At 43.2% G+C, this 9,186-nt stretch carries 10 protein-coding genes and 1 riboswitch; all 10 genes read right to left on the bottom strand.

Annotation, left to right across the window (positions count from 1 at the left end; genetic code table 11):
- Window positions 1-167 precede the first annotated feature (167 nt).
- Complete coding sequence (locus ASG46_RS16010; protein ID WP_017359659.1) at window positions 168-743, bottom strand: CotO family spore coat protein; 576 nt, start codon at window positions 741-743, stop codon at window positions 168-170.
- A gap of 113 nt (window positions 744-856) precedes the next feature.
- Window positions 857-1,633 carry an enoyl-ACP reductase FabI gene (gene fabI, locus ASG46_RS16005; RefSeq protein WP_017359660.1) on the bottom strand — a complete coding sequence of 259 codons (777 nt, stop codon included), beginning with the start codon at window positions 1,631-1,633 and terminating at the stop codon, window positions 857-859.
- A gap of 149 nt (window positions 1,634-1,782) precedes the next feature.
- On the bottom strand, window positions 1,783-2,589 hold the full coding sequence (gene thiD, locus ASG46_RS16000) for a bifunctional hydroxymethylpyrimidine kinase/phosphomethylpyrimidine kinase (protein ID WP_025207163.1): 807 nt from the start codon (window positions 2,587-2,589) through the stop codon (window positions 1,783-1,785).
- Between the two features lie 17 nt (window positions 2,590-2,606).
- On the bottom strand, window positions 2,607-3,620 hold the full coding sequence (locus tag ASG46_RS15995; protein WP_035700330.1) for a thiazole biosynthesis adenylyltransferase ThiF: 1,014 nt from the start codon (window positions 3,618-3,620) through the stop codon (window positions 2,607-2,609).
- Window positions 3,617-4,384 (bottom strand): thiazole synthase, encoded by a 768-nt coding sequence (locus ASG46_RS15990; protein WP_007498979.1) that lies wholly within the window; start codon window positions 4,382-4,384, stop codon window positions 3,617-3,619. Before ASG46_RS15990 ends, ASG46_RS15995 begins: the two co-directional genes overlap by 4 nt.
- 4 nt (window positions 4,385-4,388) lie before the next feature.
- Window positions 4,389-4,592, bottom strand: coding sequence for a sulfur carrier protein ThiS (thiS, locus tag ASG46_RS15985; RefSeq protein WP_017367025.1), 204 nt, complete (start codon window positions 4,590-4,592; stop codon window positions 4,389-4,391).
- Window positions 4,589-5,701 carry a glycine oxidase ThiO gene (thiO, locus tag ASG46_RS15980; RefSeq protein WP_056705178.1) on the bottom strand — a complete coding sequence of 371 codons (1,113 nt, stop codon included), beginning with the start codon at window positions 5,699-5,701 and terminating at the stop codon, window positions 4,589-4,591. The genes thiS and thiO overlap by 4 nt, the downstream gene beginning before the upstream one ends.
- Window positions 5,685-6,302 carry a thiazole tautomerase TenI gene (gene tenI, locus ASG46_RS15975; protein ID WP_025207159.1) on the bottom strand — a complete coding sequence of 206 codons (618 nt, stop codon included), beginning with the start codon at window positions 6,300-6,302 and terminating at the stop codon, window positions 5,685-5,687. Before tenI ends, thiO begins: the two co-directional genes overlap by 17 nt.
- Window positions 6,277-6,987, bottom strand: coding sequence for a thiaminase II (gene tenA, locus ASG46_RS15970; RefSeq protein WP_017367022.1), 711 nt, complete (start codon window positions 6,985-6,987; stop codon window positions 6,277-6,279). Before tenA ends, tenI begins: the two co-directional genes overlap by 26 nt.
- Window positions 6,988-7,065: 78 nt before the next feature.
- Window positions 7,066-7,175, bottom strand: a riboswitch (TPP riboswitch).
- 53 nt (window positions 7,176-7,228) lie between these two features.
- Window positions 7,229-9,076 (bottom strand): monovalent cation:proton antiporter family protein, encoded by a 1,848-nt coding sequence (locus ASG46_RS15965; protein WP_007498989.1) that lies wholly within the window; start codon window positions 9,074-9,076, stop codon window positions 7,229-7,231.
- Between the last annotated feature and the right edge of the window lie 110 nt (window positions 9,077-9,186).

Here is a 9,186-nt window from a genome sequence, read left to right as displayed (position 1 = left end):
GCTTCGTGCTGAGAAGAATTTCTAGTGTGGAACATGAGAAAAACACCTTCCTTTAGTATGCTTTTCTCTATTATAAAATGGGATAGTGGAAAATTTAAGGGAAAAAATAAAGCTGTCGAGATTTTCTCGACAGCCTGAGTCCCGTTATGGGACTTTTTTTATGTTCATTAAAAACCAAGTGGATGAATAGAAGAAATATCACCAATTGCTAATTCCACTGGATTACCGCCGCCTGCCGTGCGGATGACCACCATATTGTCTTTTCTCTCCATGATGATTCCTCTATATGTTTTTCCATCGGCTTCAATGAGGCAAAGCGCTCTCGGCATATTATGCGGCAGACTTGTAAGAAAATCGACTTTCTCCTCGATATTCATTTGGCTTAACGGCTTCTTCACTCGTTTTCTTCTTGGTTCTTCTTTTGTTTCATGAAATACGCCTTCTGGCTGTTTTTCTTGTTCTTGTACTGGCTCTCGATTTTGTGAATCATCTTTTTCTTGATTGATCTCCCGCTCTTGCTGTAGTGCAGGCGGCTCTTCTTTTTTCTGCTTTACTTCCTGTGATACAGGTTCTTGCACGCTCTCGTCGATTGCATCCTCTTTGGCGCTTTTATTGGTTTCTGAAGGTTTTTCTGACTTCTTTCGCTTTCTCACAATATTTTGCATGGCCGGCGCTGATTCATCATAGCTCGGCTGAACAATATACATAAGCGGCTTTTGATTCTCATCACCTTTATTTGACATACTGATCCCTCCCGAATGATTCATTCCTTATATATATGAGAGGACACCCCAAATCAGAAGAAAAATAAAAAACAGCATACCAGTGATTGGTATGCTGCAAATCAATTATTCGTTTAGCGGGCAATGATATGGAAGCCAGAATCAACATGAAGATTCTCACCTGTCATGCCGCGCGATAAATCACTGAATAAGAATAGTGCTGTATCGCCAACTTCTTCAGGAGTCGTTGTACGGCGAAGCGGTGCACGCTCTTCAATATCCTTCAGGATCGTATTAAAGCCGCTGATTCCTTTTGCAGATAACGTACGAATTGGTCCAGCAGAAATGCTGTTCACACGGATGCCTTCCGCTCCAAGATCAGCTGCTAAGTATTTCACACTTGCTTCAAGGGCTGCTTTTGCTACACCCATGACATTGTAGTTAGAGACAACGCGCTCTCCGCCTAGGTAAGTAAGTGTGACAATGCTTCCGCCTTCTGTCATGAGCGGACGTGCTGCTTTTGCTACAGCTGTTAGTGAATAGGCACTAATGTTGTGCGCTAAAAGGAAACCTTCACGGTTCGTGTTCAAATATTCACCGACAAGCTCTTCTTTGTTCGCAAATGCAATCGCATGTGCAACACCATGGATGACTTGTACTTTTTCTTTAATCGCTGCAAAACATTTTTCGATTTCTTCATCACTTGTCACATCACAAGGAAGAATAATGGAATCATCACGCTCTAGCGTGCTTGCTAGCTCTTTCACTGATTCTGCCAGACGATCTCCAACATAAGTAAAAATCAAACGAGCTCCTGCTTCGTGAAGTGAACGAGCGATTCCCCAAGCGATGCTTCGTTTATTGGCAACACCCATCACCACAATATTACGGCCTTCTAAAGAAAAGTTCATATGTATTAAAGCCTCCTATTTTTTCAAGACATAGTATTAGTACCTGATCATAATCTTATCACATATCATGAGATATTGACAATTTCCGTTGAAAGAAAGTTTTTATTTCAGAAAAAAGACCGTCCTCACAAGTGAAGACAGTCTTCTTTTTATGCTTTGACTCTGTTTTGCTGATAAGCAAAGTGGTTAGTCGGTCCGTGCCCAGCGCCAATATTCAGAGGAAATTTGATCGCCTCATGGACAAAGGTTTCTGCCGTTTCAAAGGCTTCCTTCATGGAACGACCTTTTGCTATTTCTGCCGTTAATGCCGCTGCAAATGTACAGCCTGTTCCGTGTGTATGTGGTGTATCAATATGTTCATTACTGAGTTCAAAAAAGCTTTTTCCATCGTACAAAAGGTCTGTAATGAGGCCGCCTGAAGGACTATGACCTCCTTTGATCACAACATAGCACGTGCCAAGCTCATAAAGTCGTTCTGCTGCTCTATGGCGATCTTCTTTTGTCTGAATGCGCATGCCTGTCAGCACTTCTGCCTCAGGGAGATTCGGTGTGACTGCATAACTGACAGGCAGTAACTGTGTTTTCATAGCAGAGACCGCATCTTCATTTAATAAAGAGGCGCCCCCTTTGGCAATCATGACTGGATCGACAATTAGTTTCAAGTCATATTGCTTCGTTTTTTCAGCAACGACACTGATCATTTCAGCACTCCACAGCATCCCTGTTTTAGCGGCATCTGGCAACAAGTCTTCTGCTACTGCATCAATTTGACTTTCGAGTGCCTCGATAGACAGAGGATAAATACCGTGAACGCCAAGTGTGTTTTGCGCTGTAATGGCCGTAATGGCGGACATTCCGTACACACCAAGCTCCTGAAAGGTTTTCAAGTCTGCTTGAATACCTGCTCCACCACCAGAATCAGTACCTGCGATGGTTAATGCTTTTTTAATCGTCATGTCATCTCACCCTCTCATTAGCCAATCCATTGATGATAAATCGTTCTCGCTTTCGCAATATCATTTGTCCCATGTACAAGCGCTCTGCCATCTTTGAATAAAACAAGCTTGTACTCATCCTTCTGACACGAAAGCAAATAAGGATTTTCCAACACATCCATTCCTGCTTTCTTTAGCTGACGGGCTACTTCATGCAGCGCAGGGGGTGCCCCTAGTGCACTGCGAATTTGTACGGTATTTCGTCCACATAATACATCTGCTTTTGCTCTTTGATCATATGAGAGAAATGGATATGTCTTAAGACCGCAGCTTGGACATTGTTTCTTTTTTAAAGACGTAACGGATCGAATATCAGATCGCTCGTTTGTCCATAAATCAAACGATCTTAATACCGGTGTGATGTGGTGTCCTGTTAAAAGCTTCAGTGCATCCGCCACTTGATAGGCCGCAACCTGCTGCACTACTGGACTAATAATTCCTGCTGTATCACATGTCATGCCTTGTGCAGGCAAATGCTCAAGCAGGCAGTGTAAACATGGTGTTTCACCAGGAATCACTGTGAATTGAATACCATAGCTTGCTACACAGGCCCCGTAAAGGAACGGAATTTGATGTTTGACGGCCGCATCGTTCGCAATCATTCTCACCTCAAAATTATCCGCTGCATCCACGATGATGGATGCCCCGCTGACGTACTCATCAATATTTTGAGCGGTCACGTCAATGACGATGCCTCTCACATGAACGTCACTGTTCACCTGCTTGAGTCTTTTCTCAGCAGCCACAGCCTTTGGCAGCCGATCAAGAACATCTTGTTCTGTGTAAAGCTGCTGACGCTGCAGGTTGCTCCATTCAATATAATCTCTATCCAAAATGGTGACAGATCCTACGCCGGCACGGACGAGCATTTCAGCACTCGCTGTTCCAAGTGCCCCAGCCCCAATAATGACGGCATTTGAGGCATTTAGCCGTTTTTGTCCTTCTGTACCGATCGGCCTAAAAAGCTCTTGGCGTGAATAACGTGTGCTCAAAATGCTGGCATTCCTTCTTGCGGACTGCTGGCTGTTCCATAGTTTTTGAGTGGAATACGGCCTGCCTCGAAACCGAGTCTTCCAGATTCAATCGCCAGCTTCATCGCTTTAGCCATTTTCACAGGGTCCTTTGCGCCAGACACGGCTGTATTCAGTAATACAGCATCAGCGCCCAATTCCATCGCATAAGCAGCATCCTTCGGCGAACCTACACCCGCATCAATAATAACTGGCACCTTTGCCTGTTCGATAATAAACGATAGATTCAGAGGGTTTAAAAGCCCTTGACCTGAACCGATTGGAGAAGCACCTGGCATAATGGCATGAACACCAAGTTCTTCTAATTTCCTTGCCAGCACCACATCATCTGACGTATATGGCAACACGATAAAGCCTTCTTCTAATAGCATTTCAGATGCTTTTAACGTTTCGACTGGATCTGGCAGAAGAGATCTTGAACAGCCAATGACTTCTACTTTGATCATGTCACACAGTCCAGAAGCTTTCGCTAAACGAGCAATCCGCACCGCTTCTTCCGCTGTACTTGCCCCTGCAGTATTTGGCAGCAATGTATAGGCTGATAAATCAAGCTGCTCTAAAAAATTGGGCTGTGATGGTTCAAATATGTTCATTCTTCGCACAGCAAAGGTCAAAATTTCAGCTTCTGATACGTTGACCGCCTCTTTTTGAACTTCAAATGATGGATACTTTCCTGTCCCTAGTAATAGTCTTGATGTAAATGTTTTTCCGCCAATGCGCAGCATGGTGTCATCCTCCTCCTACAAAGTGAACGATTTCAATCGTGTCATTTGGTTGAATTTTTACCTGTTGAAAGGCTTCTTTATCTATAATTTCTTGATTTTTTTCAACGATCACCACTCGGTTTTCAAGTTGATAGGCTGACAGCAGATCAAAAATCGTGCCATTTTCCTTATCGAAATCAACCATTCTTCCATTCAATTGAATTTTCATACGAACAATGCCTCCTTTCGCCCAATACGAAACGCATGAAGCCATTCCTTGTGAACAGACTCGCCTACTATCAAGCCGCGAATGATTTCCCCCGTAATTGGCGCAAGTAAGATGCCATTTCGGTAATGTCCCGTTGCAAAAAGAATACGCTCGTCTTCTGGATGTTTTCCGATATAGGGGTGCCGGTCGCTTGTCGCTGGCCGAAGACCTGCCCAGCATTGATCAATCGGCATCTCTCGAATAGAAGGCATGAGCTGAGATGCTTTGTGAATAACTGCTTCAATACCGCCAAGTGTCGGAATGGCCTGCCAGTCATTCGGCTTCATCGTTGCACCAATCACTAGCTTACCGCTATCCCTTTGAACGATATAACAATGATCATGATAGATGGTGTGTGCAAGCGCTGGACCGTTATTCCAAACAGACACGCATTCTCCTTTTACGGGATAGAGAGAATGTGATAAACCCAGTTCTTCTAAAAAACGGCCTGACCATACACCACTTGCTACAGTCAGATGATCACATGTGAAGATGCCTTTAGCTGTACTGACTGTCAATGTTTCTTTTCCCCTCTTCACATCGATAACGGGGGTAAACTCCTTCACATCCGCTCCGTGCCGAACAGCCGCCTGCCAAAAAGCCCTGCATACCGCATATGGCTCGACATGTACATCATCTGCTATCAAGCCTGCTCCTAAGATGTCATCTGCAATTTGAGGCAAACGTTCTTTTACGCTGCTTGCTTCAAGCCATTCAAATGTGGGCAAATGCTGCATCCGGCAAAGCGCACGCTTTTCTTGTTCTGTAAAAGCCACCTTCATAATCCCACCCACTGATGTCCGAATATCAACGCCCGATTCATGCTGAAGGTCGACCGTTAATTTTTCATATAAAGCCTGACTTTGTCTGCCTACTTGAAAGAAAATATCTTCATCACCTTCTCCTTCAGCATGTGCACCCAGCATGCCAGCAGCCGCACTCGTCGTTTGCTTCCCGATCTCATTTGCCTCAAATAAGACAATCTGCTTTCCTGCTTTTGCAAGGTGATAAGCGATCGACATCCCTATGATTCCACCACCAATGATTGCCACATCATAATGCTTGTTCATAAGGATTCTCCTTTCGCTTTTTAGAAAATGTTTGCGCCATTTTGCGCGGCTGAGGATGAGCAAAAATCCCCGACATGATGGCTATTCCCTTTAAATCAACATGCATCAATTCTGGCAATCGTTCTGGTGTGATTCCACCAATGACAACGACTGGAATGGACAGCTCAGAAGTCATTTCCTCCACAACCTTTATGCCTCTCGCCTGAAGTCCGGGTTTGCATGCGGTATCATACACGTGCCCAAACATGACATACTCTGCCCCGTTCTTCTCTGCTGCTTTGGCTTCTTCTATCGAATGAACCGATACCCCCGCATGGAGGTGAGGAAATTTTTGTCTTAATTCCTTTGGCGAAAAGCTGTGTCCTGGAAGATGAACCCGGTGAATATTGGTCAGCAGCGCAACGTCAACTCGGTCATTGATAATCAGCTTTTCTTTCGGAACACCTTCTGCTAGGAGTTGTTTCACGAGGTGAACCAGCTCACCTGCTGCCTTCGATCGTTCACGAATATGAATAAAGTCTACTTCAGACGCAATGTCTTTTATTTGCTTGATGAGCTCCCTGACAGGAAGCGTATCATTTGTCACTGCATGGAGTTCCATTTGCACCAACCCCATCTAAGCATGCTGTCTGCCACATTTCTTTTTCATACGCCATCTCCCAGAAATGGTATTCGTAATAGCTCGAAATCACGAAATTTTCTTTCATATTAGCCCGCACATGTTCTGGCGCTTTTTCTGCAAGTTCATCAAAACGGTTCACCTGTTCAAAAACAAGCTCTTTAAACCAATCCCCGCCATATGTCAAAATCCATTCTTGATAAATCGGATGGTCAGGTGTTGTTTGTTTCAGTTTTTCTCCTACCTCATAATAAAGCCAGTAGCACGGCAATAATGCGGCTAAAATTTCTTCAAAACGACCGCTTTTCACAGATCGGTACATATGCGAGGTATATGCATACGCAGTTGGAGAAGGTTTAAAGTTTGCCAGCGCTTCATCAGAGATCTGGAGCAGTTCTGTGAACTTTCTATGCAGTGATAGCTCTGCTTCATACGTACCCTGCGCATGATATGCCATTCTGCCTGTCGTATGTAAGTCCTCACTAATGGCAGCTCCATACGACTGTACTTTTGCAAAATGAGTTAAATAGTACGAATCCTGCATCACATAATAAGTGAAACGATCGAGTGAAAGTGTGCCATCACCAATCCCTTTCACAAAAGGGTGTGTAAAGCTCCCATTCCACCATCTAGCTGCTGCTTCTTTACATTCGTTCGAAAATGTCATGTTCCTCTCCTCCTGTTTTTCCATATAAAAAAACCACTTTCCGCGTGGAAAGTGGTTTGGAATTTGTAAAAAGCATAGTCAAACACCGCACCACTTCCCTACGCAGGTATGAACCTGTTCAGGTAATGAGGGTCTAAAAGTCTATACTTTTATCTCAGCCCTTTTAAAGGACTCCCCTAGTGGATCAAACATATATTGTTGTACCTCTATCTTAATCAGGATTTGTTCATCGGTCAAGGGTTCATTGCAACTCTAATTGGGCTCTTAGTCCTGCCACATACTCCCGGGAGCCAGACACAAGCACGCGGTCACCGCTTCTAAGCGTCGTATCCCCATGCGGTACTAAGCTGTCAATTCCTCTAAAAATACGGACAAACACCAAATCGCCGGTAAATGGAAATTCCCTCAGCATGACGTTATGATACCGATGATTGTTCATTTGAATTTGATACAAAGAAGAATCCTCATTTGTTAACAAGCGAATCGCATCAGGTGCTTCAATCAATGCCCTCAGCACCGTTTTAGATGATAAGAAGTTAGAAAAGGTATCGATCCCTGCTTCCTTTAAAGTCAGCTCGGCTTCCGCTTTGTTGACACTTGCAATGACTTGTTTAGACCCTTCTTCTTTTGCAAATAAAGCAATTTCCTTATTTTTCGTTTCACTGCCTGTAGCCACAACGAGCACATCCTCTTGCCCGATGCCAGCCTGCCTGAGCGTATCATCGTCATATTGTTCAATCGCTTCAACTTCAAAGATGGAGTCAGCAAGCAAGGCTTCTTTATTTTCCTGAAAGACGTGTAAAATACGGATGTCATATTCATCCTGATGTAAATCAAGCGTCACAGGTAACGTCAGCTGATTCGCTCCAATAAACGTCACACGCTTTTTATGATTGGTTTCACGTTCTTGTTTAAATAACGCCTTAAACCAAACAGGCGTTAAAACACTCGTGAGCACAGCGACTAGAATAAGGGCTCCTGACATTTTATGATCAATGACACCAAGCCGCTCACCAATCGTTGCAGCAGCAATGACAAGGGATAACGTCGAGGTTAATAAAAAACCCGAACCGATGACTTTTTTCATGTCATACCATTTTTTTAAATAAAGAATCGGAACGAGTTTACTAAGCAATAATGCAATAAACAGTAGCGGAATCATGATCATGATGGTTGGATCTTTAAAGAGTGACCATATATTCAGGTCCACACCGACCATCACAAAAAAGATCGGAATTAAAAATCCATAGCCAAATGAGTCCAGCTGCTGTACGAGCTCTTTATTAGGCGAAAGAAGAGACACAAGCACACCTGCTAAAAAAGCCCCAAGAATATTTTCAGCACCGAGTGATTCAGATAAGGCAACTAAGACTATAATGAGAGTAAAGATGGCTCTTGTCCCAATTTGCACCGTTCCTTTTGACATGGACTGAAAAATGGACTTTGTCTTAAATACCCGGCCAAATAAATAAAGAAGAATACCTGCCGCAAATAATAATAAGAGCAACCACATGTTCCCTGTTCCATCGCCATAAATGGAGGAAAACACAGCAAGTAAAATCATTGTCACCAAATCAGCAATAACGGCTACAAGCAAAATGATTTGACCAATATTCGTTTGCATCAACTTTTCCTCTTTTAAGGTAGGAACTACCACACCCAATGAGATGGTGGAAATAATAAGCGTCATTAAAAAGGCATTTTGAATAAACCCTGCAAGAACAAACGCATAAGACAGGATAAAGGACATACAAAATACGCCAACAAAAATAATGGTCGCTGTTTTAAATGTATTCGGTTCTTTTAAACCATTTGGCAGTTCTCGCGCTTTCTTCTTTGATTCAAAAGAAGAAAAATCTATTTCAAGTCCACTTAAAAACATAAGAAAAATAAAACCTAGCATGGATAACGTATCTAGCCATGCGTCGTGTTCAACAACTAGTTGAAGACCGCTTTTTCCAATGATGAGCCCCATGATGATTTCAGCGACAACGACCGGGATGGTCAGCTTAAATCGGTGCAATAAAATGGGGGTGAAAAAGGCTACAATAATAACGACAACGAGTGATGAAACAGATGTATGCTCCATTGGCTAAAGCCTCCTAACATTCATGTTTAATTTTTAAGTTTTACGTTAAAGCATTGATTCTAACAATTGCCCAAATGAAATGAAAGCCATTCGTTATATTTTCTAAAATT

Origin of the sequence: Bacillus sp. Leaf49, from assembly GCF_001426125.1 — a bacterium.
GTDB classification, from domain to species: Bacteria; Bacillota; Bacilli; order Bacillales; family Bacillaceae; genus Bacillus; species Bacillus altitudinis.
Note: the sequence above shows the minus strand (reverse complement) of the source record. Positions and strands in the feature narration are given on the sequence as shown.

Bases quoted from the DNA above. Each gene is read 5' to 3' on its own strand.
- ASG46_RS16010 (WP_017359659.1), bottom strand. From the start codon at position 743: ATGTCAAATAAAGGTGATGAGAATCAAAAGCCGCTTATGTATATTGTT.
- fabI (WP_017359660.1), bottom strand. From the start codon at position 1,633: ATGAACTTTTCTTTAGAAGGCCGTAATATTGTGGTGATGGGTGTTGCC.
- thiD (WP_025207163.1), bottom strand. From the start codon at position 2,589: ATGACGATTAAAAAAGCATTAACCATCGCAGGTACTGATTCTGGTGGT.
- ASG46_RS15990 (WP_007498979.1), bottom strand. From the start codon at position 4,384: ATGCTGCGCATTGGCGGAAAAACATTTACATCAAGACTATTACTAGGG.
- thiS (WP_017367025.1), bottom strand. From the start codon at position 4,592: ATGAAAATTCAATTGAATGGAAGAATGGTTGATTTCGATAAGGAAAAT.
- thiO (WP_056705178.1), bottom strand. From the start codon at position 5,701: ATGAACAAGCATTATGATGTGGCAATCATTGGTGGTGGAATCATAGGG.
- tenI (WP_025207159.1), bottom strand. From the start codon at position 6,302: ATGGAACTCCATGCAGTGACAAATGATACGCTTCCTGTCAGGGAGCTC.
- tenA (WP_017367022.1), bottom strand. From the start codon at position 6,987: ATGACATTTTCGAACGAATGTAAAGAAGCAGCAGCTAGATGGTGGAAT.
- ASG46_RS15965 (WP_007498989.1), bottom strand. From the start codon at position 9,076: ATGGAGCATACATCTGTTTCATCACTCGTTGTCGTTATTATTGTAGCC.